The organism is Actinoplanes oblitus (genome assembly GCF_030252345.1).
Classification (GTDB): domain Bacteria; phylum Actinomycetota; class Actinomycetes; order Mycobacteriales; family Micromonosporaceae; genus Actinoplanes; species Actinoplanes oblitus.
This window is the reverse complement of the sequence record NZ_CP126980.1, coordinates 8,908,822-8,931,764: the sequence shown is the minus strand read 5'-3', so window position 1 is coordinate 8,931,764 and position 22,943 is coordinate 8,908,822. Positions and strand designations below refer to the sequence as shown.

Here is a 22,943-nt window from a genome sequence, read left to right as displayed (position 1 = left end):
TCGGGACTCAGGCGGAGATCGCTGCCAGGTGCTGCTTCACCTGGACGATCGACGGGTTGGTCAACGCCGAGCCGTCATCGAACTTGAGCGTGGGAACGGTCTGGTTGCCACCGTTCACGCTGCGCACGAACGCGGCCGAGGCCTCGTCCTGCTCGATGTCCACGACGTCATAGGCGATGCCCTCGCGGTCGAGCTGGCTCTTCAGCCGGTGGCAATACCCACACCAGGACGTCGAGTACATGGTCAGCATCGGTCAGGGCTCCTTCGATCCAGGTCACACGGCGGTGCGGCTGAAAAGCACAACGCCGCGCGAGGGTGTCATGATTCCCTACCGTGCGGACTGAATCGGTGCTGGCCGGGCTCGACCCGGACCAGCGTACGGCGGTGACGGCCCCGGCCGGTCCGGTCTGCATCCTGGCCGGCGCCGGTACCGGCAAGACCCGGGCGATCACCCACCGGATCGCGCACCGGACCCTGTCCGGCGAGATCAACCCACGGCACGTGCTCGCTGTCACCTTCACCGCCCGGGCCGCCGCCGAGATGCGCGCCCGGCTCACCGGGCTGGGTGCCGGCGCGGTGCAGGCCCGGACGTTCCACGCCGCCGCGCTGCGCCAGGTGCGCTACTTCGCCCCCCGCCTGCTCGAGGGCCGGGCCATGCCGGAGCTGATGGAGAGCAAGATCCGGGTGGTCGGCCTGGCCGCCGCGCGTGCCGGGGTGCGCGCCGACCGGGCGATCGCCCGCGACCTGGCGAGCGAGATCGAATGGGCCAAGTCGTCGCTGGTCGAGCCGTCCGAGTACGCCGTCGCCGCCGCCAAGGCGCTCCGCGAGCCCCCGTTCGAGCCGGCCCGGGTGGCCGAGGTGTTCGCCGCCTACGAGTCGCTCAAACGGCGGCAGGGCGTGATCGACTTCGAGGACCTGCTGCGCGCCGCGGTCTGGGGCATCGAGGAGCACCAGGACGTCGCCGACCAGATCCGGGCGCAGTACCGGCACTTCGTGGTCGACGAGTACCAGGACGTCAACCCGCTCCAGCAGCGCCTGCTGGAGGCCTGGCTGGGCGGCCGGGACGACCTCACCGTGGTCGGTGACGCCAGCCAGACGATCTACTCGTTCACCGGCGCCACCTCGTCGTACCTGATCGACTTCCCGCGCCGCTGGCGGAGCGCCGTGGTGGTCCGCCTGGTCCGCGACTACCGCTCCACCCCGCAGGTGGTCGGCCTGGCCAACGCGGTGATCCGGCAGGCCCGCGGCACCGAGGCGAAACTGCGGCTGGAGCTGCAGGGTCAGCGGCCGCCCGGCCCGGAGCCGGCCCTCAAGATCTTCCCGGACGAACCGGGGGAGGCGAACGCGGTGGCCCGGCGCTGCCGGGAGCTGATCGCGGCGGGCACCCCGGCCAACGAGATCGCTGTGCTGTTCCGGACCAACGCGCAGTCCGAGTCGTACGAGAAGGCCCTGGCCGAGGCCGAGGTCCCCTACGTCGTCCGCGGTGCCGAACGCTTCTTCGAGCGCCCCGAGATCCGCCAGGCGATGGTCGCGCTGCGCGCCGCCGTGCGCTCCATCCCAGGCGAGACCCCGCTGGTCCAAGCGGTCGTGGAGGGGCTGTCGGCGACCGGCTGGAACCGCTCGCAGCCACCGCCCGGCGGTGCCGCCCGCGAGCAGTGGGAGGCGCTGGCGGCTCTGGTCACCCTCGCCGAGGAGTACGCCGCCGAGCCGGAGATCCTGCCGATCGGCGAGGCCGGCCGGGTGCAGCGCGAGATCTCCCTCGCCGCCTTCAACGACGAGCTGGCCCGTCGGGCCGAGCAGCAGCACGCGCCGACCGTGGCCGGCGTCACCCTGGCGTCCCTGCATGCCGCCAAGGGACTGGAGTGGGACGCCGTCTTCCTGGTCGGGCTGGCGGACGGGACGCTGCCCACCACGTACGCGAAAACCCCCGACCAGCTGGAGGAGGAGCGCCGCCTGCTCTACGTCGGGGTGACCCGGGCCCGCCAGCTGCTCTGGCTCTCCCTCGGCCAGTCCCGGGCGCCGGGCGGCCGGGCTCGCCGGCCGTGCCGTTTCCTGCCGCAGCTGGAGCGTTCCGGCGCGAGCTTCTCGAAAACCACTGTGGCCGAGCGAAGTCAGAAACCCGACCGCCGCCCGCCGAAGATCTCCTCCTGCCGGGTCTGCGGTGCGACGCTGCTGGCCGGCGCGGACCGCAAACTGGGCCGCTGCCCGACCTGTCCGTCGGACATGGACGAGGACCTGTTCGAGCGGCTTCAGACCTGGCGGGCGAGCACCGCCGCGGAGCTGAAAGTCCCTGCGTACGTCGTGTTCACCGACGCCACCCTGGTGGCCGTCGCGGAACGCCGCCCGACCGATCCGGCCCAGCTGCTGGCGATCGCCGGCATTGGTCCGCGAAAGCTGGGCCAGTACGGCGACGCCGTCTTCGCCTTGGTGGGCGGCGCGAGCCCCGATGACCTTGGCCGAAAAAACTTTGAAAACTAGTGCGTTAATTCGTTTGCCCTCCCCTGTAGGGCAGGCATAGCCTCAGAACACACCTCGCCGGGGATCATCCCGGGCGGGATTCACATGCGAGCGCAGTTTTACGGAGGAGGTGGCACCGATGAGGCTCAACGACATGCTGATGCGTCGTCCGTCGATGCTGCCGTCTGCCTGCGCTCCGTCCGCTTCGCTGCCCGTCATCGCCGCTCCGTCGGCGCTGCTGGCCGCTGAGCGGGTTCTGGCTCCGCAGGCGCACCAGGTCGTCATCCCGTCCCAGGCCGAGCTGGGCGCGTGGGTTGTCGAGCAGGTGCTCGTCGGCGGCGTCAAGGGCAGCACTGGCACCAATGGCACCACTGGGTTCACGGGCAACGGCATCTCCAGCAAGCGTTACACGGATGGTGACGGCGCCCCGCCTCGAGGAAGGCCGGTCTGACAGACCAGACCTCCGGCTCACCTCGAGGCCGCGGAACCCGTAACCGGGATCCGCGGCCTTAATTTTTTTGCCGGCTCACCAAGCCGGTGCACCACCCCGGAACGCGATCCAGAAGATCGATGAGAAGAGAGAGGTGACCGGGCTTTATGAGTCTGGCGCTGGCCCCGATCGACATCACCGTCGAGATCGAGGCGAACCTGCCCTGTCGGAAGTTCGACCCGGACCTGTGGTTCTCCGACTCCCCGGCCCAGCTGGAGCTGGCCAAGTCGCTCTGCGGGGACTGCCCGCTGCGCGTCGAGTGCCTCGCCGGCGCGGTGGAGCGGAGCGAGCCCTGGGGTGTCTGGGGCGGCGAGATCTTCGAGCGCGGCGCCGTGGTTCCGCGCAAGCGGCCCCGTGGCCGTCCCCGCAAGGTCGACGTCGCTCGCGACGCCGAGCTCGCTGTCGAGGTCGAGGAGCGGCTCGCCGCCAATGGTCTCGACACCCGCAACAGCGTTCGGCTGGCGGCCTGAGATGACCGACCTGACCCTCCCCGCCGAGATCCGCAAACCGAGCACCGTAACCGTGCGCCCGAATGGAGCAAGCAAAGTGAGACTCATCCACGAAGCGTTGTCGAGGGCTCGAATGCGTCGGCCTCAGAGTGACAACGCACCTGAGGCTTACCGATCCGCCCGCCGCATTGCCATGGAAAGCCGCAAGCAGGCCGCCCGTGAACTCGGCGTCGGCGGTTACTGATCCCCCGATGTAGACCCGCTACCCAGGGAATGACGAAGCCCGGCCGCCGTTGCGGCCGGGCTTCCGTCATTTCCGCCGCGGGGTGCTCAGTCGACCGGCGCGAAGCCGGGCAGCCACTCCTCCAGGATCTCCCGGTAGGCCGCCTCCGCCTCCAGCTGGCAGAGCACGCCGATCGATCCCAGCGTCACCCGGTGGATCAGCAGGTAGGACGGCGGCAGGTTGAGCTTGCGCCCGAGCTGGTAGGCGGGCGACCGTGGATTGCCCAGCCGGGCCGCCTCGCCGCGCAGCCAGCTGCGGGTGAAACGGAACCGCTCGACGGCCACCGGCTCGATCATCGGGCGCAGGAAGGCCAGCACCGCCTCCGCGTCGATCTGCTCGTCCCGCTTGATGAAGCCCTCGTCGCGCAGCCCGTCGGCGACCGCCTGGGCGTCGCCCTCCAGCGCGAGCCGGACCAGGCGCCCGATCGGCTCGGGGTGGCCCTCGGGCAGCCGGGCCACCGCCCCGAAGTCGATCACGCCGAGCCGGCCGTCCGGCAGGATCCGGAAGTTGCCCGGGTGCGGGTCGGCGTGCAACAGCCCGGCCATGGCGGGCGCGGAGAAGTGCAGGAGCGCCATCAGCCGACCGGCCTCGTCCCGCTCGGCCACGCTGCCGCCGGCGATCACGCTGGCCAGCGGGGTGCCCTCGACCCACTCGGTGACCAGGACCCGCGGCGCGGACGCCACCACCCGCGGCACGAAGATGTCCTCGTCGTCGGCGTACGCCTCGGCGAACGCCCGCTGGGTGGCCGCCTCCATCTCGTAGTCCAGCTCCTCGACGACCCGCTCGTGCAGCTCGGCGAGCAGCGGCTTGACGTCGATCCCGGGCTGGATGATCTTGAACATGCCGGCCAGCCGGGAGAGCTGCTTGAGGTCGGCGACCAGCGCCTCGCCGGCACCCGGATATTGCACCTTGACCGCGACGGGCAGCAGTTTCGGCTTCCCGTTCTTCCGGGCCGGGGGCAGTTTCCAGACGGCGCGGTGCACCTGGCCGATGCTGGCCGCGGCGGCCGGGCTGTCGTCGAACTCGGCGAAGCTGTCCCGCCAGTCCGGCCCGAGCTGCTCGGCCAGCGCCTTGTGCACGCTGGCCACCGGCATCGGCGGCGCGGCCTCCTGGAGCTTGGTCAGCGCCTGCCGGTACGGCCCGGCCATCTCCTCGGGCAGCGCGGCCTCGAAGACCGACAGCGCCTGGCCGAACTTCATCGCCCCGCCCTTGAGCTGCCCCAGCACGCTGAACAGCTGCTCGGCGGTGCGCTGCTGGATGTCCGCGGAGATGACGTCGGCGGCGATCCCGACGGCTCGCTTGCCGAGGCCCAGCGCGGTGCGGCCGGCGAAGCCGAGGGGCAGTGCGGCCAGCTTGGCCGTCCGAGAGGCCGCGCGGCGCGGTATGTCCGTCACCAGATCATTGTGACCGACGCTCGGCTGTTCCTCTGCCCGTCGAGCGCTGGTTTGCTGGGTTATGCGACAAAGGTTCGATTATGGATCGGCATTTCGGCGCCTACGGCGGCGGCAGTCGCAATTAGGGTGCGGTGGCCAGCTCCGGCGGCGCGACCGGCCGGGTGCGGTGATCTCGACGGCCGCGCCCAGCGTCTCCGGAGTGCCGCCGTCCAGGAAGGTCAGCACCTCCGCGGTGGCGAACCCGGTGGCGGTCAGCACGGTGGCCACCGTGCACGGCTCGCCGGCCGCCGGGCCGGGCGGCGCGGGCGGGCCCGGCCAGTCCGGGTCGCGCTCCCGCCGGTGCAGCTCCAGGCAGTTGAGGCAGGGCCGGCCGGCGGCCGGCACGAACGGGCCGATCACCGCCGCGCCGTCCCGGATGCGGACCGCGAGATGCGGCTGCCGGCGGGCGGCGTGCCCGGCCGCGATCAGGCCGACCGGCTGGTCGTGGGCGAGCTGGACCACCAGGTCGGCGGCCGCCCGGCGGAGCTCGCGGACCTCGGTGCCGGGTGCGGCCCGGCAGACCGCGGCGGCCACCGCCGCGTGCGCCGGCGCCCCCAGGTCGGCGGTGGTGAGCGGGCTGCCGGCCAGGTCGCCCGGCCCGACCATGCCGGAGAGGTCCGGGTGGACGTGTCCCACCCCGGCCTCGGCCAGGGCGACAGCGATGGTCGCGCCGAGCCGCCCGCGCCCGGCGACCACCACCCGGGCGGTCTGCCGGCGCCGCAGGGTGCGGGCCGGTGCGGAGAACGGGGTGCCGAGAGCCAGGGCGGCGGCCTCGCCGGTCAGCCTCCGCCGCTGTGCGCTCGGCAGTCCGGCGGGCAGCAGCGACGCCGACGGCAGCACCAGGCCGGCGCGGTGCAGCAGGTCGAGCAGTTGGCGGGCGTCGTCCGGCGGCACCCCGAGCTCGGCGGCGTGCAGCAGGACCTGTCGCTCCGGGCGGTTGCCGTCGAGCAGGTCGAGCACCCGGGCCAGTCGTGGATCGGGCAGCTCCAGCCGTACGGCGTGAGCCGGGTCCAGCCCCAGCTGCAGCTCCACCGGCCCGCGCCAGACCCGGGCGAGTCCCGGGATCAGGATCGGCCGGGGCAGTGGGGTGCGTGGGGACGTCCGGGGCGGGAGAGTCATGAGTGACAGCGTGTCACTGTCGGGCTGCGGAGCGAGTTGGTTATCCACAGCCCCGCGGTTTACTCCGCAGCGTTATCCACAAGCCGGAGTGAGTTATCCACAGGTGGATACACCAGCCTCCTGATAACTCAACGTGCCGACTCGGACACGGTTACGGTCCGCCGGGGAGGGCGGCCGGGTGGCCGGCCTCCCCAGGGCGCTCGTCAGCTGGCCGGCTTGGCCTTCCCCAAGATCCGGTTCATCGTCGTCCCGCAGACCGGGCACTTGCCCTTGGCCATGTTCATGCCGGTTTTGGAGACCTCCACGTTGCCCTGGAAGTCACGCTTCTCCTTGCACTTGACGCAGTAGCCGTTGTATGTGGTGTCGGCCACGGTTCCTCCTCGTTCGTGTCGTCGGCCGCTGGGCCCCGTGCCTGTCTCGCGGCGACGGGCGCGAACCTGTCTGCGGCGCTGAACCGCCAGGCGGCCACGTGGATGCGGCCTCCGTCCGGGGCGTGGACTTACCCAGGTCAGGCCGGTTCCATGTCAGCGCGGCGTCGGCGGTGTCGCCGACGACGTGAGTGTGCCGGGAGGAAGTGCCCTTTTCGCCCAGATTTGCCGGGACACGCCGGTGATTGCCTTCATAACGGCACGAAAGGGAGTCGCTACCCGAGTGGCCCACTGAGTCGACGATGGTCTAGGTTGACCGCTGTCTCAGATGTTGCCGCTGGGGAAAATTTTTTCGGGTATATGCGGACGTAACACTCGTATTCCGTGACAGTCATTGGGCGTACTCTTGCGGTGACCAGGGTCTCGCGGATTAGCGTCTCAACGTGAACCCGAATCTGGGCCGCGCGAGCCGGTAATGGCCCGCGTGCGCAAACCTGTCGTGGAAGTGCGGCGCAGTCAGCGTCGCCGCAGGACGGTGTCCGCCTATCGCGACGGCGAGCGCGTGGTCGTGCTCATCCCGGACCGGTTCTCGCGCGCCGAGGAGACCGAGTGGGTCGAGCGGATGCTGGCCCGGCTGGCCGCCCGCGAGGAGCGCCTCCAGCACACCGACGCCGAGCTGCTCCTCCGCGCCCGCCGGCTCACCGCGCGCTACCTTGACGACTTCGCCGACCTGGTCGCCCCGGCCAGCGTCCGCTGGGTGACCAACCAGAACGGCCGCTGGGGCTCCTGCACCCCGGACGACGCCACGATCCGCATCTCCCACCGCATCCAGGAGATGCCCGACTGGGTGATCGACTACGTCCTCCTGCACGAGCTGGCCCACCTGATCGTCCCCAGCCACAACGCCCACTTCTGGGAGCTGGTCAACCGCTTCCCCAAGGCCGAGCGGGCCCGGGGTTATCTGGAGGGCGTCTCCGCGGCGGGCTCCCTGGTCATGGCCGAGTGACTCGTCCCGGGTGACCAACCGCGGCGTCGCCCGCGGTGCCGTCCGCAGCATCGCTCCGGATGCGCTCGGCGTGAGGTCCGCCCGCTGATCCGGCGCTCGCGGGGGTCAGCTCGGCCTGGGTTCCGGCCGCCGGTCAGCTGATCTGCCGCTTGCGTGGTCCGCTCAACCCGGGCGTCTGCCTGCCGGTGCCGGTGGTCTGCTGCTTCCGCGGGTCCGCTCAACCCGGCGTCTGCCCGGCAGTTCCGCTGGTCTGCTGCTTCCGCGGGTCCGCTCAACCCGGCGTCCGCCCGCAGGTCACGCTGGTCCGGCGCCTCCGGCGATTTTCCGGTACGCCCGGAGCCCGTTCTCCACAATCCCCGCTTGTCCACAGCCCCCCACCGTGATCATGCGGCCCTCCGCCACACTGTTCAGCGGGGGAGCCCCCAGGGACGGGTGGGCTGGCGCTGGGGGCTGGCTGGGACCGGAGCCTGGGTAGGGTGCTCCTGTGACGCGGCGTGTGGTGGTGGCGATGCTGGTCCCGGTGCCGTGGAGCCCGCCGGGGGTGGAGCCGGCCGCCTGGCGTGCCGCCCTCGCCGAGGACGTCGTCGACCTGCTCGCCCGGCTGGCCCAGGCCGAGGCCGCGATCGCCGCCACCCCGGCCGACCGTGCGCTGGCCGAGGAGATCGCCTGGCCGGGGATGCGGATCTACGAGATCCCGCGGGCCACGGTGCTGCCGGTGCTGGCGGCGGCCGCCGCGGACGGCTTCGACCAGGCGGCGGTGATCGCCGCCGACGCCCCGGACGTGCCCGGGATGATCCTCGGCAAGCTGTTGCGCCCGCTCGACGGCAAGGCGGTCGCCGTCGCCCCGGGCGGCCCGTCCGGCGGCCTGCTGGGGGTCGCCACCGGTCTGCCCGCCCCGGACTGGCTGGCCGACCACGACCTGGACACCGCCTCGGCGCAGCAACTGCGCCGGACCGCGCCGGCGCCCGGCGAGGTCACCTCGACCCCGCAGTGGCGCCGGCTGCGCGGGCCGGCGGACCTGGCGACGCTGGACGTCGCCCTGGAGGGCTGGGACAACACCCGGGCCCTCCTGGGCGGCTGAGAGTCATCTCTCCGGCTCGCCCGGCTCCTCGGAGCCCGGCTCGGGGTTGCTCTCCAGGCCCTCCAGCTCGCTGATGTCCCAGTCGGACTGGCTGCGGGCGAAGACCTCCGGGTGCGCGAAGTCCTCGTCGGTGGGGAGCAGGTCGGGGTGGTCCCAGAGCGAGTCGCGGCCCTGGATGCCGCGGTGCTCGGTGACCGCCGACCACAGGGCGCCCGCCTCACGCAGGCGGCGGGGCCGCAGCTCCAGGCCGACCAGAGCGGCGAACGTCTGCTCGGCCGGGCCACCGGCGGCCCGGCGGCGGCGGAACGCCTCGCCGAGCGCGGCCACCGACGGCAGCCGGTCGCCGGCCGCGTCGTCGACCACGTGGCCGACCCAGCCCTCGACCAGCGCGAGCGCGGTCTCCAGGCGGGCCAGACTGGCCTTCTGCTGCGGGGTGTCCTCCGGAGTGAAGATCCCCTCCAGGGCCATGGCCTGCATCGACTCCGGATCGGTCGGGTCGACGCGGCTCATCGCCTCCTCGATCGCCTCCCGGTTCACGGTGATGCCGGTGGCGTAGGTCTCGACGGCGTTCAGCACGTGGGCGCGCAGCCACGGGACGTGCCCGAAGAGCCGCTGGTGGGCCGCCTCGCGCAGGGCGACGTAGAGCCGGACCTGGTCCTCGGGGAGCTCGAGCCCCTCGCCGTACGCCTTGATGTTGGCCGGAATGAGCGCCGCGGTGCCGGCCGGGCCGAGCGGCAGCCCGATGTCACCGGCCGACAGGACCTCGGCCGCGAGCTGGCCGAACGCCTGCCCGAGCTGGCCGCCGAAGAGCGCCCCGCCGAGCGTGGCGACCATCGACTGCATCGGGCCGAGCTGGGCCCGAGCCTCCTCGGGCACCAGGTCGCCCATGGCGCCCACCATGCGGCCGGCGATCGGCTCGCACAGTTTCTTCCACACGTCCAGGGTGTTGTAGATCCACTCGTTGCGGTTCCACGCGACGGCTTTGTGGATACCGGTGGGCAGCGCGCAGACCGGGTCCAGCCACAGGTCGGCGAGTCGCAGCGACTCCTCGACGTGGTGGCGCTCGTGCATGTTCACCGCGGGGTCGCCACTGGCCGAGAGCTGGCTGGCGGCGACCTGCCGGGCCAGGTCCCAGTTCACCGGGCCACTGCCGGGGGCAGCGAACATCTGCTGCAGCTGCGCCATGAACTGCTGCATCTGCTGCGGGTCGGATGGGTCGGGCGGTTGTGCGCCCGGCAGGGAGAAGCCGAACGGGATATCAGGCACGACCCCAACGGTACGCGTGAAAAGCTCCCGGCGGACTGATGGAGGTGTCAGCTCAGAGAGAACTCAGACAGGGTCGGTAGTCTCACGCGCATGAGACGACGCGGTGTCACCGTCATCCTGGGCGCCCTGATAACCGCCCTGCTGGCGGCCGGTGTCATGATCGCCCCGTTGCCCTACGTGGTGCTCAAGCCCGGCCCGACGGTGAACACCCTCGGCTCCTCCCAGGGCACCGAGGTGATCCAGGTGACCGGGACCAAGACCTCGTCCTCGGCCGGTCAGTTGCGGCTCACCACGGTGAACGTGCAGTCGCAGGTGGAGCTGGTGGCGGCGGTGCAGGGCTGGCTGAGCCACGAGGACGCGGTCGTCCCGCGCGAGCTCATCTATCCGCCGGACCGCAGCGAGAAGCAGGTCCAGGAGCAGAACGCGCAGGAGTGGAAGCAGTCACAGAGCAGCGCCGAGACGGTGGCGCTGCGCGAGCTGGGTTACCCGGTGCAGACCTACGTGCGCAAGGTCACCCCCGGCGGTGCCGCGGCCGGCCGGCTCCGGGCGGACGACGTGGTCACCTCGGTGGACGGCACGGCGGTGACCGGGCCGACCCAGCTCACCGAGCTGGTCCGGGCGCAGCCGGTGGGCAGCGCGCTGACCGTGGGCTACACCCGCGACGGCAAGCCGGGCACCGTCGAGGTCACCACCAAGGCGGGCGAGGACGGCAAGACCCCGCGCCTGGGCATCGAGATCGACACCAAGCAGCCGCACCCGTTCACCATCAAGATCGACCTTGACAAGATCGGCGGCCCCAGCGCCGGGCTGATGTTCACCCTGGGCATCATCGACAAGGTCCGCGACGAGGACCTGACCGGCGGCAAGGTCATCGCCGGCACCGGCACCATGGACGACGACGGCAACGTCGGCCCGATCGGTGGCATCCCGCAGAAACTGGCCGGCGCGAGCGAGGCCGGCGCGAAACTCTTCCTGGTTCCGAAAGACAACTGCGCGGAAGCGCTGCGCAACGCGGTGAGCGGCCTGCCGATGGCGAAGGTGGCCACCGTGGACGACGCGCTCACCGCTCTCAAGACGTTCACGTCCGGTGGCACCCCGACGCCCTGCACGGCGAAGTGACGCCACCGGCCGTAATCGAACACGTACCGCCGCGTATCGAAGCTGGATACGACAATCTAAGGTGAAACACCGGCCCGACGAAGTGTGGAGCCAACGTTGGCAATGCGAAACAGTCCCCTGCCGAGGATGAGCCGGCGCGGTCGCGTCACCGTCGGCGTCCTGGTCGGGGTCTTCATACTCTTCACGCTGCTCGGCTGGGGCATTGACGCGTACACCGATTATCTGTGGTTCTCCGAGGTCGCCAAGACCAGCGTCTTCTCCGGAGTCCTGCTCACCAGGCTGACGCTGTTCCTGGTGATCGGTGCGGTGATGGCCCTGATCGTGGGCGGCAACCTCTACCTGGCGTACCGTTTGCGGCCGCTGCTGCGGCCGCACTCCGCGGAACAGGCGACGCTCGAGCGCTACCGGATGGTGCTGGCGCCTCGACTGGGTCTGTGGATCACCGTGCTCAGCGTGATCATCGGCTTCTTCGCGGGTCTCTCCGCGCAGGGCCGGTGGGGCGACTGGATGCTGTTCCGCAACGCGCAGCCGTTCGGCCAGAAGGACCCGCAGTTCAACGTGGACATCGGGTTCTACATCTTCGACTACCCGCTGCTGCGCTACCTGCTCGGCGTCGGCTTCACCGCGGTGGTGCTGTCGGTGCTGGGCGCGCTCGCCGTGCACTACATCTTCGGCGGCGTGCGCCTGCAGGGCGTCGGCGACCGGATGACCACCGCCGCGCGGGCCCACCTGACCTCCCTGGTCGCCGTGTTCGTGCTGCTCAAGGCGGTGGCGTACGTGCTCGACCAGCGGGCTCTGCTGCTGGAGCAGCACGTCTCGCCGGGGCTGTACGGCGCCGGCTACACCGACGTGCACGCGCTGCTGCCGGCCAAGGAGATCCTGGCGTACATCTCGATCGTGGTCGCGGTAGCGATCATCGTGTTCTCCAACGCGGTGATGCGGAACCTGGTCTGGCCGGGTGTCTCGCTCGCGCTGCTGGCCATCTCGGCCGTGGCGATCGGCGGGATCTACCCGCTCGCGGTGCAGAACTTCCAGGTCAAGCCGAGCCTCTCGGACAAGGAACGGCCGTACATCCAGCGGTCGATCGAGGCGACCCGGGCGGCGTTCGGCCTGACCGACACCGAGGTCAACGAGTACAAGCCGACGAACACCAACCCACCGGCCGACCTGCCGCAGGACTCCAGCGCGCAGAACGTCCGGCTGATCGACCCGCAGCTGGTCTCGCAGGCCTTCACCCAGTCGCAGCAGTCCCGTGGCTTCTACGACTTCGGCGAGAAACTGGACGTCGACCGCTACACGATCGACGGCAAGGCGCAGGACTACGTGGTCGGCGCCCGGGAGATCAACGACGAGAAGCTCTCCGCCCAGCAGCGGAACTGGCTCAACCGGCACACCGTCTACACCCACGGGTACGGCCTGGTCGCCGCCCCGGCCAACAAGGTGTGCGGCGGCACCGGCCTGCCGTACTTCGTCTCCGGCTTCCTCGGTGAGAGCCAGACCAACACCTGCTCCGCGCCGAGCGACGAGCTCGAGGCCGACCAGCCGCGGATCTACTTCGGCGAGCAGTCCACCGAGTACGCCATCGTCGGCCAGGCCGACAAGAACAAGAACGTGGAGTTCGACAGGCCGCAGGAGCAGAACACCGACGCGTCGGTGAACTACACCTACGACGGCACGGGCGGCGTCCCGATCGGCTCGTTCTTCCGCCGGATGGTGTTCGCGATCAAGAACACCGAGAGCAACTTCCTGCTCTCCGACGCGGTCAACGAGAAGTCCCGGCTGATGTACATCCGCACCCCGCGCGAGCGGGTGGAGAAGGTCGCGCCGTTCCTCACCATCGACGGCGACCCGTACCCGGCGGTGATCAACGGCCGGATCACCTGGATCCTCGACGGCTACACGACGGCGCAGACCTACCCGTACGCGCAGAAGATCAACCTGGCCACCGAGACCCGCGACGAACTGACCGGGACCGGCTCGTTCGCGCTGGCCCGGGACGACGTCAACTACATGCGCAACTCGGTGAAGGCGACCGTCGACGCGTACGACGGGACGGTCAAGCTCTACCAGTTCGACGACCAGGACCCGGTGCTCAAGGCGTGGAACCAGGCCTTCGGCGGCGACCTGGTGATCCCCAAGTCGGAGATCCCCGCCGAGCTGGCCGCGCACTTCCGGTACCCGGCCGACCTGTTCAAGGTGCAGCGCAACCTGCTGACCAAGTTCCACGTCACCAACCCGCAGACGTTCTTCAACGGTGACGACTTCTGGCAGGTGCCGAACGCTCCCGACCAGCCGCAGACCGGGGTCAAGCAGCCGCCGTTCTACCTGAACGTGAAGCTGCCCGAGCAGAGCGGGACCAGATTCCAGCTCACCTCCGGGGTCACTCCGGCCAACCGGGAGAACATGGCCGCGCTGATCTCCGCCTCCTACCAGGACGACGGCCGGCCGAAGATCGAGGTGCTGGAACTACCCGACCAGTCGGTGTCGGCCGGCCCGATCCAGGTCCACCGGCTCATGGTCAACAACGCGAGCATCTCGCAACAGTTGTTCGGGCTGAACCGCAACGGCCAGGCCACGGTGCTCTACGGCAACCTCATCTCACTGCCGCTCAAGAACGACATCCTGTACGTCGAGCCGGTCTACGTGAAGAGCACCCAGGCCAACGCGCCGCCGCTGCTGCAGAAGGTGCTGATGTCGTACGGTGACGGCTCCGACGTGGTGCTGGAGAACAACCTCACCGACGGTCTGAAGGCCCTCGCCACCCTCGGCAAGAGCGGCAACAACAACAACGGCACCACCACCCCGCCGACGACGACCCAGCCCAACACGCCGTCCGGGCAGCTCAGCCCGGACCTGGCCGCGGCCGCCGCCGACGTGGACAAGGCCATCGAAGCCCTCCGGACCGCGCAGAAAGCCGGCGACTTCGCGGCCCAGGGCCAGGCGCTGAAGGACCTCGACGAGGCGATGAACCGCTTCCAGCAGGCCCAGGCGACCGGAGCCGGACCGACCGTCGCACCCAGCGCGGGACCGTCCGCCGCACCGTCCGCCAGCGTGTCGCCGACCCCGAGCGCGGGCGGCTGACCAGCACCGACGCCGTCTCCGGGGGCCGCTTTGCGGCTCCCGGAGCGGGTGCGCTAGGCTTTATCTACCGACGCGGGGTGGAGCAGCTCGGTAGCTCGCTGGGCTCATAACCCAGAGGTCGCAGGTTCAAATCCTGTCCCCGCTACGAGTGGCGAGGGGTCCCTGTCCGCGGAGTGCGCGGACCGGGGCCCCTCTTCGCATATCTGCTCCGGGGCCGAGCCCCGGAAACCCCACGTTCCGGTGGGGACGGTGGGCCGCAACTGGCGGGTTACCCCGGAACTCCCCGTCTGGTGGCGGTGGGCCGCAACTGGCGGGTTACCTCGGGCCCCGGGCCGCGTTTGGTGGCGGTGGGCCACAACTGGCGGCTTACCTCGGCCTCGGGCCGCGTTTGGTGGCGGTGGGCCGGAACTGGCGGGTTAGCCCGGGATCCCAGGCGCAATTGACGGCTTTACCTCGGGCCGCGGGCCGTGGGGTGGGACGGGGGCGGGCTTTGGGTACGGCGTCAGCTCTGGTTCTGGGGTGGGGTGGGGCGGTCGCCGTGGGGGCCGTAGAGGTGGAGGATCTCGGCGGGGTGGGTGTCGGCGGGGCCGAACCAGTGGGGCTCCTCGGTGTTGAAGTCGGCGGTGTCGCCGGGGTGCAGGAGCAGGGTGCGGGGGCCCAGCAGCAGCCGGACGGTGCCGGAGAGGACGTGGAACCAGGCGTGGCCGGGGTGGGTGACCAGCTCGGGCGGGGTCGCGGTGGGGCCGAGGATCTGTTTGAAGACCTGCAGGCGGCCGGGGTAGGTGGTGAGCGGGACCACCACGCTGGGGTTGCCGGTCCGGGGGTCGGTGCGGTGCGGCGTGAGGTGCGCTCTCGGGTCGCCCGTGGGCGGGGCGCCGATCAGGTGGTCCAGCGCCATCCGGTGCGTCCTGGCCAGCGGGAGCAGCAGGTCCAGGGTGGGGCGGCGGTGGCCGGACTCCAGGCGGGAGAGGGTGCTGACCGAGAGGCCGGTGGCGGTGGCCAGGTCGGCGAGGGTCAGGCCGCGGTCCTGACGGATCCGGCGCAGGTGGGGGCCGATGCCATCGAGCAGCGCGGCGAGTTCGTGGTCCACCCGAACAGTTTGCGGTCTTCGCAAGTTCGCTGGGAAGGGCGCGGGTCCGGGCGGGAGCATCACCGGCGTGATGGAGAAAACGCATCGGTGGATGGTGCTGGCGGTCTGCTGCGCCAGCATCTTCCTGGTAGGGCTGGACACGACGGTGGTCAACGTGGCGCTGCCGTCGATCGGCCGGGACCTCGGGCTCGGCGTGCGGCAGCTGGAGTGGGCAGTCGACGCGTACACGCTGGTCCTGGCGGGGTTGCTGATCAGCTCGGGGGCGCTGGCGGACCGGGTGGGACGGCGCCGGGTCTTCCGGATCGGACTGGTCCTGTTCGCCGTGGGATCGGCGGGCTGTGCCCTGGCACCCGGGCTGGACGCGCTGGTCGCGGCGCGGGTGGTGCAGGGGGTCGGCGGGTCGATGCTGAGCCCGGTGGCGCTGGCCATCGTGGTCGGCGCGATCACCGAGCCACGGGAGCGGGCGCGGGCGATCGGCGTCTGGGCCGCGGTCTTCGGGCTCAGCATGGCCGCCGGCCCGGTGCTCGGCGGGGCGGTGATCACCGGGGCCGGGTGGCGCCCGGTGTTCTGGGCCAACCTTCCGATCATCGCGGTGGTGCTGGTGCTGACCGCGGTCGTCGTGCCCGAGTCGCGGTCACCGCGCCCGCGCCGGCTGGACCCGCTCGGCCAGGCGTTGCTGATCGTGCTGGTCGGCACGGTGGTAGCGGTGCTCATCGAAGGGCCGCGGGTGGGCTTCGGGTCCGGATGGGCACTGCTGGCGTACGCCGTGATCGCCGCCGCCGCGCTCGCCTTCGCCGGGGTGGAGCGCCGCCGGGCCGAACCGTTGATGGACCTGCGCCTGTTCCGCCGCCTCCCGTTCAGCGCGGCGGTCGGCGGTGCCGTGGTGATGTTCGTCGCACTGAACGTGACGCTCCTGCTCGGCACCCTCTACCTGCAACGGGTCCGCGGCCTGAGCCCGTTGGCGGCCGGCGCGGTCACCCTGCCGATGGCGCTCGCCGCCACCGTCTGCGCGCCGCTCTCCGGTCACCTGGTCGGCCGGTACGGTCCCCGCCTGCCGTTGCTGCTGGCCGGCACGAGCACCCTGCTCGGCGGGCTGCTGCTGACCGGGCTGACCGACCGGACCCCGCTGCCGGTGCTGCTGACCGCGTACCTGTGCGCCGGGATCGGCATCGGCTTCGCGAACGCGCCGATCACCAACACGGCGGTGAGCGGACTGCCGCCGGAACGGGCCGGGGTGGCCGGCGGGATCGCCTCGACCGCCCGGCAGATCGGCGCGGCGCTCGGCATCGCGCTCGCCGGTGGCCTGGTCGCGGACACCGCACCGGGCGCCCTGGCCGCCGCGAGCCGGCCGGGCTGGCTCCTGGTCGCCGGGTGCGGGCTGACCGTGCTGCTGATCGCCCGGGTGGCCCCGGTGCTCCGGGCGGGGACCGGCGCGCCGGCGCCGGAGCCGGTCAGGCGTTAGCCGGGGAAAGGTGCTCGGCCAGTACGGCCAGCTGGGTCTTGCGCGCCTCGGCCCACCGCGCACGGCCCGCTGTGGTGATCGCCACGAAGACGCCGCGGCGGTCGACCTCGCAGTGCGTGCGCTCGGCGAGCCCCTCTTTCACCAGGCGGCTCACCGTGCGGGACAGGGCGCTCTGGCTCAGATACATGGTGTCGGCAAGGTCCTGCATGCGGCGCTTGTCACACTCTTGGGTGGTGAGACGGTCCAGCGTCTCGTACTCACTCAGGGTGAGGCCATGGGTGTCCTGCAGGGCCCGCTCCAGGTGGCACGCGACCTCGTTGTAGCAGGTCAGGAGCGATTGCCAGCGCTCGACGAGAACTACTTCCGGCTCCATGCCGGGCATCCTACTCCGCACCAGGCGGTCGATGCACCTGAAATAAATGCAGCGTCATCGAATGCGTGGACATTAGATGCGTGCGCATATAACGTCGGCGCCGTGACTATCACCGAATCCCTGACCCAGTCCGCGAGCGGTGCGCCGGAGCCGCGCACCGCAGCGGAGCAGCGCTGGACACTCCGGCTCTGGGGCGTGCTCGCGGTGTTGTGCGCGGTCCTCTTCCTCGACGGCCTCGACGTCTCGATGGTCGGGGTGGCGCTGCCCTCGATCGGTTCCGAGCTCGGCCTCTCCACCACCTCCCTGCAGTGGATCGTCAACGGCTACGTCCTCGGCTACGGCGGCCTGCTGCTGCTCGGCGGCCGCACCGCCGACCTGCTCGGCCGGCGCCGGGTCTTCCTGATCGCGCTCGGCGTCTTCACCGTCGCCTCGCTGGTCGGTGGCCTGGTCGACGACGGTGGCCTGCTGATCGCCACCCGCTTCGTCAAGGGCCTGGCCGCGGCGTTCACCGCGCCGACCGCGATGAGCATCCTGACCACCACGTTCGCCGAGGGCCCGGCCCGCAACCGGGCGCTGTCCATCTTCACGGTCTTCGGTGCCAGCGGATACTCCTCCGGCCTCATCCTGGGCGGCCTGCTGACCAGCCTCGGCTGGCGGTGGACGTTCCTGGTCCCGGTGCCGCTCGCGCTCGGCGCCCTGATCGCCGGGATCTACCTGATCCCGCGGGACAAGCCGGCCGCCGAGGGCGGACACGACCTGATCGGCGCGGTCACCCTGGTCGGCGGCATGCTGCTCGCGGTGTACGCGGTGGTCACCGCGCCGCAGCGGGGCCTCGGCGCGCTGACCGTCACCGCCGCCGTGCTCGCGGTGGTGCTGCTGGCCACCTTCGTGGCGGCGGAGAGCCGGGTCCGGCACCCGCTGGTGCGGCTCAGCATCTTCCGGATCGGGTCGATAGTGCGGGCCAACGCCAGCATGATCGCGCTGATGGGCTCGTACGTCAGCTTCCAGTTCATGATGACCCTCTACCTGCAGGACGTGCTGCACTGGTCGCCGCTGAGCATGGCGCTGGCCCTGCTGCCGGCCGGCCTGCTGGTCGCGTTCAGCTCGCCGTTCATGGGCCGGCTGATCGACAGGCACGGCACCGCGCCGCTGATCGTGGCCGCGATGACCTCGCTCAGCGCCGGGTACGTGTGGTTCCTGGCGACCGCCGGCACCCGCCCCGACTACCTGGTCACCGTGCTGCCGACGATGCTGCTGCTGGGCGGCGGTTTCGCGTTCGGCTTCAGCTCGATCATGGCGCAGGCCACCGACGGCATCGACGACTCCGAGCAGGGCCTGGCATCCGGCCTGGTCCAGTCGTCCGGCCAGGTCGGCACCGCGCTGGTACTGGCCGTGGTGACCGGCCTGGTGGCCTCGGCGACCACCGCGGCCTCCGCCGACTTCACCCCGTTCCGGCCCGGCGTCAACCTGGTCACCGGGGTGGCCGTCGCCGGCCTGCTGCTGAACGTCGTCGCCCTGATCGCGGCCCGCTCCCGGGGCCGCCACCGCGTCCCGGCGGAGATCGGGTCGCACTGAACCTGCCGCACGGATACCGCGCCCGGCCGGCTCACCCCGGCCGGGCGCGCTGCGTCCAGGCGCTTGACCAGGCGAAAGTGGCCGGGAGGAACCCGGTTGCAGGCCCCCGGGGGCGGCGAGCTAAGCTTTATCTACCGACGCGGGGTGGAGCAGCTCGGTAGCTCGCTGGGCTCATAACCCAGAGGTCGCAGGTTCAAATCCTGTCCCCGCTACCAGGGAAAACGCCCTCCCAGACACTGTCTGGGAGGGCGTTTGGCAGTAAGAATGGCAGTAAACCCGGGTCAGGCCGCGAAAAGTTCTCCGCGCTGATCGACCGGGGCGGCGCCGGCCTCCAACTCGTACACGCGGCCGGCTTCCAGCTCCACCTTCAACTCAGATCCGGCCGCTTCCTTCAGGGCTTCCAGGATTGCCCCGCCGATCTTGTCCGCCAGCTCGCGGTCATGTCCGACGCTGACGTGGGTGTAAACGGTGTCGGTGACCGTTTCGTTGGCGTGCCCGACGCGGTCCGCGAGGATCTTTCGGTTGACTCCGAGGATCCGAGCGAGGGTCACGTACGCGTGACGCACGTCATGCAGCCGGATCTTGGGGACTCCGGCGAGGTCGACCAGCTTGTTGAAGCGACGCGTGAGGGTGTCCGGGTGGACGAGCTTGCCGTCCGGCCAGACGGCCAGCTTGCCGGGGTTCTCGTAGCCCTTGCCGTACTTCTTCGCCTCCTCGTGGAGCATGTCGATGTAGCGGCAGATCACCTCGAACGTGAAGTCGTCCAAGCTGATCGCCCGCCACCCGGCATCGGTCTTGCCGTCGGAGTCCTCCGCCCGCCCGTTGACCACCACGCGGGTCTCGTGGACGTGCAGGATCTTCTTCTCGCGGTCGAGGCGGACCTCATCCGCGCCGGCCAGCTCGGAGCGGCGCATCCCGGTGGTGGCTTCGAGCACCCACAGCCCGTAGAACCGATCCCGCAGCGCGAAGGCCAGCCACCGGGCCAGGTGCTCGACGGTCCAGGTCGCCTCACGCGTCCTCGATCGCCGCCGGCCTGGCTGCTTCGGGATCCGCGCGTTGGTGGTGGCGTTGTCGACCTTGAACCCTTGGCCGATGACGTCGACCCAGACCAGGCAGAGCATCCCGTGGATGTTCTTGATCGACTTGCGGGCGAGGCCGGTCGGTTTCGCCTCGGCCACCCGGCCGCGCCGGTAGCGGGTGACGGCGGCCTTCGCGGCGTGGATGGTGACCCCGCACGCTTCGGCGATCTCGCGGGACGTGGGGCCTTGGCCGTCGCGCTGGTCGCGGTGCTTCGACCAGTACTGGTACATCTTCAGGTTGTTGTCGGGCTTGATCCGCCCGTTGTTGGACAGCCGTGCGTAGAACGCGTTCAGGACCGTCACGTCGGCCTTGCGGAACGGGAGATGCCCGATGAGCGGGTACACGTAGGCGCGGGCGTTGGTCTCCCAGTTCGCGTACTGGCTCGGCTTGACGGAGTCCTTGACGGCCACCAGCCACTTGGAGACGACCTGTTCGACCGTGTCGGTCGGCAGGACCAGTTTCTTGCCGCCGTTCTCCTCGGCCTTCGCCTTGGCGAGGACGGCCGCTTGGAACGCCTCGGCGTCGGTGTCGAAGACCGGTCCTTGAATCGAGGGGCGCTTGCCGGTGAGCGGGTCCTTGTCGAGGTAGACCATGAAGGTCCACCGTCCGCGCCGCTGGTAGACCGAGATCCCGGGAATCTTCGGCTGACCGCCTTGCTCCGCGCCGCTGGCCTTCGTGGTCTTGCTCGGCATCATCTTCCTTTCGTGTCAGGCGGCCAGCTCCTCGCTGCCGTCGATGAGGGGGCGGATCTTGGCGGTGATCACGTACACGCGTCCGCCCATCCGGTGGACCGGCAGTTCGCCGGCTGCGGCGTAGCGGTACGCGGAGGCCCGCGCGAGGCCGAGCAGCTTCGCGGCGTGCGGCACGGAGATCAGCGCCGGCAGCTCGTCAAGCGGGTGCGGATGCGGCATGGTGTCGTCCCCCGTCGGCCGTGTCACTTGATGTACTTCTTGCAGGTGCACATGGAGGCGAGGCCGCAGGCGCCGCGGGCGCTGCCGTCCATGAGGTGCAGGAACGGGGCGTGACCGCATCCCGGGTCCTGGCAGAAGCCCTTCCAGCCCTTCTTGCCGAGGGCGTTGCCGAGCAGGGCGCCGGGGCTGTAGAGCTTGACCGTGCCGAAGCGTCCGCCGATGGCGATCTTCTCGGCGGTGTTCAGTGCTTCGATCGGGCTGGCGAACGGCGCCCAGTTCAGCCCGCCGCTTCCTGCCTCGTTGAGGTGGACGAGCGCGAACCAGTCGCGCATCCACAGCATGTCGGCGACCTCTTTGATCAGGGCCTTGGCCATCTGGTCGGCGGTGGTGTAGGCGTCGCTTTCCAGGATGGCTTTGACGCCGTCGATCTCTTCCTTGCGTGGTGTCAAACGCACCAGGGATTTGCCTCCTCGCCTTCGGCGTTGCCGCCCCGCGATCCGGCAGCCGTGGGAGGTCCCTCAACCACAGCGCTACGCGGGCGGGTCAGAAATGCGTGATGGCCGCCCACACGGGGCGCCCGTCACGCGCGTATCCCCTGGTGGCAGCCATCGTCAGGTGTAGGATGCCGCCCACACGACCTACGCCCCGGCGCTGGCCGGGACGCAGGTTTCGGCACTACTTGATGATCTCGACCTTGCCGAAGCTGAGTTCGGCCGTGCTGACCTTCTCGCCCAGGTCCCGCAGGGCGCGGGCAATGTGGTTGGGCAGGTTACGAGCCGCGCGGATGTCGGGCTCGATCTTGCTGCCGGCTTCCTCCTTGGTCAGCGCCTTGGTCCAGGCGGCGTCCATCCGGCGGATGCCGGACATGAGCAGCAGGGCCAGGTTCGCATCGAGCGTGACCGTCACGGTCGCGTCCGCTCGAACGTATTCGTCCACGTAGATCTCCTTGATTGGCAGCCATCGTCAGGCCAGGGACGCCACGCCCTGGCGACCCGCACCACCGGCAGCCCGGGGCGGGGTTTCGGCTTACGGCGGGGGTGAGGTGGCGGCGCGATCGACCATCGCGTCAAGGGCGCGCTGCCAGGTGACGCCGTATCGGCCGTTCTGCGCCTCCCACCGACCGATTTCGGCGTCTGCCAGCCAGACGGAATGGACGTTGAAGCCGTCCTTGTCCTTGGTGATCGCGACGCCCTGATGGGCCTGAGTGCCGGGCGCCGACCCGATCTGGATGAAGGCGACGACACGGTCCGGGCCGATTCGTTGCGGGAACTGCATGACTGCTCTCCTGTCGTGATCAGGCCGCAGCGGGAAGCGCTGAGGTCATGGCGTCGAGCACGCTGCGGCCGGCTGTCTCGGCGTACTGGTGGCCGTAGAAGCCCCAGCAGGAATCGACCGGCTCCCACGTCTCGCGGGTCTCGGCCACCTCGCCGGCCCCGTTGGTGCGTTGCCAGGTCGCCCGCTCCTCGACGACGTAGCCGTAGACGTCGCCCTCGCAGTACGCACGCCACTCGCTGAGATCGACGATGCCGGCGACGTCATCCGGCAGGTCGTAGCGAGCGCGCCAGCCCGCGGTGTCGAACGTGACGTACACGAAGTCCCCGCCACCCGGGCGCCCGTCGTACCACTCGACCGCGGTGGTCCCGTGGAACATCCGCAGGTACCGCTCGAACAGGTCCGGCCCGCCGGCCCACTTCTCCGCAGCGGTCAGGATGTCGTCGGCCGCGGTCGGCGTGTATGCGCCGATGCTGTCGATGTACTCGCCTCGCCAGCCGCCCCACGAGCGCGACGGGTAGAGCCGCAGGATCGGACTACGCCCCTCGAAGTACGGCTCGGCGGCGCAGCCGTCGTGCGCGAGCCGGACCCGCAGGTCGCCTCGGATCTCCAGGACGTCACTCATCGTCGCTGTCCTCGGGGAAGCTGGCGACGATGTCTCCGACGGCGTCCGGGATCGACGAGTTCGGAATGCAGCCGTCCAGGACGTACACCTCGTCGTCGGTGAGCGTGCGTCCGGCCCAGCACTCGACCTGTTCCCGGGTGATCGTCACGGTGGGCCGGTCGTCGACAGAGGCCGGGGCGACGCGAGGCCGGATCTCGTTGGCCAAGATCTGGCACGCGTCGTGTCCCAGCTCGAACCCCATGCGATGCAGGACCGCAGCGGCGTTGCTGGAGACCTGCCCGCCGAGCGCATCAATCACGAGCTGCGCGTACCGGCGGGCGTAGTCCTGCGCGAGGCCACGGAAGTGGTCGCGGCGCTGGTCGTCGTTCATCAGGGCAGGGTCCATCGCCCGCACCTTTCGTCA

General features: G+C 70.5%; 23 protein-coding genes, 2 tRNA genes and 1 other RNA gene. 11 read left to right on the top strand and 15 right to left on the bottom strand.

The annotated features are described in order from the left end of the window. Positions 1-7: 7 nt before the first annotated feature. Entirely contained in the window at positions 8-250 is a 243-nt protein-coding gene (locus tag Actob_RS39750; RefSeq protein WP_189328562.1) for a mycoredoxin, read from the bottom strand. An 83-nt stretch (positions 251-333) separates the two neighbouring features. Here Actob_RS39750 and Actob_RS39745 point away from each other — a divergent pair, with 83 nt between their 5' ends. The 3 genes from Actob_RS39745 to Actob_RS39735 all read left to right on the top strand — a co-directional run bounded on the left by Actob_RS39745 (position 334) and on the right by Actob_RS39735 (position 3,417). Next, entirely contained in the window at positions 334-2,478 is a 2,145-nt protein-coding gene (locus Actob_RS39745) for an ATP-dependent DNA helicase UvrD2 (RefSeq protein ID WP_284917123.1), read from the top strand. A 118-nt stretch (positions 2,479-2,596) separates the two neighbouring features. Continuing rightward, on the top strand, positions 2,597-2,908 hold the full coding sequence (locus Actob_RS39740; RefSeq protein ID WP_284917122.1) for a hypothetical protein: 312 nt from the start codon (positions 2,597-2,599) through the stop codon (positions 2,906-2,908). A gap of 146 nt (positions 2,909-3,054) precedes the next feature. Then, positions 3,055-3,417: a WhiB family transcriptional regulator gene (locus tag Actob_RS39735; protein WP_284917121.1), complete on the top strand. Its 363-nt coding sequence runs from the start codon at positions 3,055-3,057 to the stop codon at positions 3,415-3,417. Between the two features lie 309 nt (positions 3,418-3,726). Here Actob_RS39735 and Actob_RS39730 read toward each other — a convergent pair whose 3' ends face one another. The 3 genes from Actob_RS39730 to Actob_RS39720 form a co-directional block, all read right to left on the bottom strand. Beyond that, positions 3,727-5,073 (bottom strand): ABC1 kinase family protein, encoded by a 1,347-nt coding sequence (locus Actob_RS39730; RefSeq protein WP_284917120.1) that lies wholly within the window; start codon positions 5,071-5,073, stop codon positions 3,727-3,729. 78 nt (positions 5,074-5,151) lie between these two features. After that, the gene (locus Actob_RS39725; RefSeq protein WP_284917119.1) at positions 5,152-6,231 is read right to left on the bottom strand and encodes a hypothetical protein; all 1,080 of its coding nucleotides are present in this window, start codon (positions 6,229-6,231) and stop codon (positions 5,152-5,154) included. Between the two features lie 203 nt (positions 6,232-6,434). Then, positions 6,435-6,602, bottom strand: coding sequence for a DUF5679 domain-containing protein (locus tag Actob_RS39720; RefSeq protein WP_189328568.1), 168 nt, complete (start codon positions 6,600-6,602; stop codon positions 6,435-6,437). 472 nt (positions 6,603-7,074) lie between these two features. On the opposite strand from Actob_RS39720, the gene Actob_RS39715 reads away from it, so the two are divergent. Both Actob_RS39715 and Actob_RS39710 read left to right on the top strand, forming a co-directional pair. Next, positions 7,075-7,605: a M48 metallopeptidase family protein gene (locus Actob_RS39715; RefSeq protein ID WP_284917118.1), complete on the top strand. Its 531-nt coding sequence runs from the start codon at positions 7,075-7,077 to the stop codon at positions 7,603-7,605. Between the two features lie 484 nt (positions 7,606-8,089). After that, on the top strand, positions 8,090-8,686 hold the full coding sequence (locus Actob_RS39710) for a hypothetical protein (protein ID WP_284917117.1): 597 nt from the start codon (positions 8,090-8,092) through the stop codon (positions 8,684-8,686). A 3-nt stretch (positions 8,687-8,689) separates the two neighbouring features. On the opposite strand, the gene Actob_RS39705 is transcribed toward Actob_RS39710, so the two are convergent. Beyond that, positions 8,690-9,952: a zinc-dependent metalloprotease gene (locus Actob_RS39705; protein WP_284917116.1), complete on the bottom strand. Its 1,263-nt coding sequence runs from the start codon at positions 9,950-9,952 to the stop codon at positions 8,690-8,692. 90 nt (positions 9,953-10,042) lie between these two features. Here Actob_RS39705 and Actob_RS39700 point away from each other — a divergent pair, with 90 nt between their 5' ends. The 3 genes from Actob_RS39700 (at position 10,043) to Actob_RS39690 (ending at position 14,297) form a co-directional block, all read left to right on the top strand. Then, positions 10,043-11,071 carry a YlbL family protein gene (locus Actob_RS39700; protein WP_284917115.1) on the top strand — a complete coding sequence of 343 codons (1,029 nt, stop codon included), beginning with the start codon at positions 10,043-10,045 and terminating at the stop codon, positions 11,069-11,071. Positions 11,072-11,197: 126 nt separating this feature from the next. Continuing rightward, complete coding sequence (locus Actob_RS39695; protein ID WP_284917114.1) at positions 11,198-14,152, top strand: UPF0182 family membrane protein; 2,955 nt, start codon at positions 11,198-11,200, stop codon at positions 14,150-14,152. A 71-nt stretch (positions 14,153-14,223) separates the two neighbouring features. Further along, positions 14,224-14,297 (top strand) — tRNA-Met (locus Actob_RS39690). A 357-nt stretch (positions 14,298-14,654) separates the two neighbouring features. On the opposite strand, the gene Actob_RS39685 is transcribed toward Actob_RS39690, so the two are convergent. Continuing rightward, positions 14,655-15,242, bottom strand: a complete 588-nt coding sequence (locus tag Actob_RS39685) for a helix-turn-helix domain-containing protein (protein WP_284917113.1) — start codon at positions 15,240-15,242, stop codon at positions 14,655-14,657. A 70-nt stretch (positions 15,243-15,312) separates the two neighbouring features. On the opposite strand from Actob_RS39685, the gene Actob_RS39680 reads away from it, so the two are divergent. After that, complete coding sequence (locus Actob_RS39680; protein WP_284917112.1) at positions 15,313-16,704, top strand: MFS transporter; 1,392 nt, start codon at positions 15,313-15,315, stop codon at positions 16,702-16,704. Here Actob_RS39680 and Actob_RS39675 read toward each other — a convergent pair. After that, a complete protein-coding gene (locus tag Actob_RS39675) occupies positions 16,694-17,077 on the bottom strand; it encodes a MarR family winged helix-turn-helix transcriptional regulator (RefSeq protein WP_284917111.1) in 384 nt (127 codons plus the stop codon). The genes Actob_RS39680 and Actob_RS39675 overlap by 11 nt on opposite strands. Before the next feature lie 102 nt (positions 17,078-17,179). On the opposite strand from Actob_RS39675, the gene Actob_RS39670 reads away from it, so the two are divergent. Together Actob_RS39670 and Actob_RS39665 are read left to right on the top strand one after the other, a co-directional pair. Continuing rightward, complete coding sequence (locus tag Actob_RS39670; RefSeq protein ID WP_284917110.1) at positions 17,180-18,652, top strand: MFS transporter; 1,473 nt, start codon at positions 17,180-17,182, stop codon at positions 18,650-18,652. 138 nt (positions 18,653-18,790) lie between these two features. Further along, positions 18,791-18,867, top strand: a tRNA-Met gene (locus Actob_RS39665). A 66-nt stretch (positions 18,868-18,933) separates the two neighbouring features. Here Actob_RS39665 and Actob_RS39660 read toward each other — a convergent pair. From Actob_RS39660 to Actob_RS39625, 8 genes are all read right to left on the bottom strand, one after another. Beyond that, entirely contained in the window at positions 18,934-20,424 is a 1,491-nt protein-coding gene (locus tag Actob_RS39660; RefSeq protein ID WP_284917109.1) for a tyrosine-type recombinase/integrase, read from the bottom strand. A 15-nt stretch (positions 20,425-20,439) separates the two neighbouring features. Beyond that, entirely contained in the window at positions 20,440-20,670 is a 231-nt protein-coding gene (locus Actob_RS39655) for a helix-turn-helix domain-containing protein (RefSeq protein ID WP_284917108.1), read from the bottom strand. Beyond that, positions 20,667-21,098 (bottom strand): hypothetical protein, encoded by a 432-nt coding sequence (locus tag Actob_RS39650; protein WP_284917107.1) that lies wholly within the window; start codon positions 21,096-21,098, stop codon positions 20,667-20,669. Before Actob_RS39650 ends, Actob_RS39655 begins: the two co-directional genes overlap by 4 nt. 220 nt (positions 21,099-21,318) lie before the next feature. Next, a complete protein-coding gene (locus Actob_RS39645) occupies positions 21,319-21,579 on the bottom strand; it encodes a hypothetical protein (RefSeq protein WP_284917106.1) in 261 nt (86 codons plus the stop codon). A 12-nt stretch (positions 21,580-21,591) separates the two neighbouring features. Then, positions 21,592-21,670: hammerhead ribozyme type II (locus tag Actob_RS39640), an RNA gene on the bottom strand. Next, positions 21,670-21,918 (bottom strand): hypothetical protein, encoded by a 249-nt coding sequence (locus Actob_RS39635; RefSeq protein ID WP_284917105.1) that lies wholly within the window; start codon positions 21,916-21,918, stop codon positions 21,670-21,672. Before Actob_RS39635 ends, Actob_RS39640 begins: the two co-directional genes overlap by 1 nt. Before the next feature lie 19 nt (positions 21,919-21,937). Continuing rightward, positions 21,938-22,540, bottom strand: coding sequence for a hypothetical protein (locus Actob_RS39630; RefSeq protein ID WP_284917104.1), 603 nt, complete (start codon positions 22,538-22,540; stop codon positions 21,938-21,940). Beyond that, positions 22,533-22,910: a hypothetical protein gene (locus Actob_RS39625; protein WP_284917103.1), complete on the bottom strand. Its 378-nt coding sequence runs from the start codon at positions 22,908-22,910 to the stop codon at positions 22,533-22,535. The genes Actob_RS39630 and Actob_RS39625 overlap by 8 nt, the downstream gene beginning before the upstream one ends. Positions 22,911-22,943: the final 33 nt, after the last annotated feature.